Genomic DNA, 1,411 nt, shown 5'->3' on the forward strand with positions numbered 1-1,411 from the left:
GCTTAATTATAAGCTATAAATCTCTACAGTTTTATTAGACCACTACAATACCGCTTGCCGCTTCCATTGCAATAAGATAAGCACAGAAATCGATGAGAGGATCACTCTCCCGTTTAACCTCGGTTGCTTCGCCTGAGTCTCTTTGTTCAAGTAATAACTGATAGGCTTTCTCTGGTTGTGTAAATTCAAGCAATAAGTCTCGAATAATAACAGGGATCTCCGCTTCTATTTTCTCTGTCAGTTTTTTATCTTTATCTTTGTCAGGAACTGATTCATTAAAATGAAATATGACTCGCCTCCTGGCTATGCCGTTATGACGCTCTGTAAATTGCATGGGACGATTGCCTGTTATAATCACGACAGACTTCATCACCATTGAGAACTGTTTCTCGTATTTTGGGTCAATTCCAACATCATCACCACCTGTAATGGCTTTTAATCCTTCACCATCACCGCTATATTTTCGTTGATCAGGAAGTAATATCAGCTTTTTGCCAACAAATTGCGCTCTTCCTCTTGCATCATCAAGAGATTTAAGTTCTCCACTCGAAGTGTTGTGTTTTCCTGTCAGAAATTCAGCAATATGCATAAAGACACTTTTACCGCTTCCGCCTACGCCTGTTACTTCAATAAACAGTTGCCAGTCATAACGATTAGCCAGCACCATATATAAACCGGCTTTTATCCGTCTGGCTTTATCAGCATTACCGCCTGATACATGATTTAACCATTTTGTATAATTGGGGGCATTTGCTTCTAATGTCTCACCTTCTACCGCTTCGGTGTAGGTGATCCCATTTTCATGTAATAGCCAATCATCAGGATTATGGGGACTAAACTTATGGTTTTTTGTATTTAACACACCGTTAGCAAATCCAATAACATCAAGATCTCTTTCTCTTATCGGTTCAGCAATGACTTTTAATACATCAATCACGCCATTAATTCTTCTCATACTAAAATGAGTGTTATTTTCAGTGAAGAAATTAGCCATTTCACGAGATAATTCACTATCTTTTATCGGCTGCCATATTATCCCATTGTAGTTATATATCGTTGATGATTCCATATTTACAGCAAGCCTACCATAACGAGAAATTAACAATTTAGCTAACTGATTGGGTGCTAATTGTGCGATATCTGTATCCGTATCAATACTCAGTTTCTTATCACAATTAACTAAAATTTTATTCGTTTTCATATTATTTTCGCTTAATTTGTACACCCCCTCTATAAACGCCTGTTTTGTTGCCTCAATCCCATGTTTTTGACGGTAATCATCCCAATCAGCCTTCTCCTTGGTTGGCGGTAATGTCACCCAACCATTAACCACTTTTGCGGTTTTCTCCGCTTTAATCTTGCCAATATTGGCTTCATCGGGCTTAACATCATTATCCGCCGCAATAATGAT

Annotated in this window: 1 protein-coding gene; it reads right to left on the minus strand. The window is 38.1% G+C overall.

Annotated elements, in window-relative coordinates:
• Positions 1 to 34: 34 nt before the first annotated feature.
• On the minus strand, positions 35 to 1,411 hold a 1,377-nt coding region (locus tag G468_RS21955; protein WP_248604906.1), incomplete at its 5' end, for a DNA primase family protein.

This window comes from Arsenophonus nasoniae DSM 15247 (genome assembly GCF_000429565.1).
In the GTDB taxonomy this organism is placed as follows: domain Bacteria; phylum Pseudomonadota; class Gammaproteobacteria; order Enterobacterales; family Enterobacteriaceae; genus Arsenophonus; species Arsenophonus nasoniae.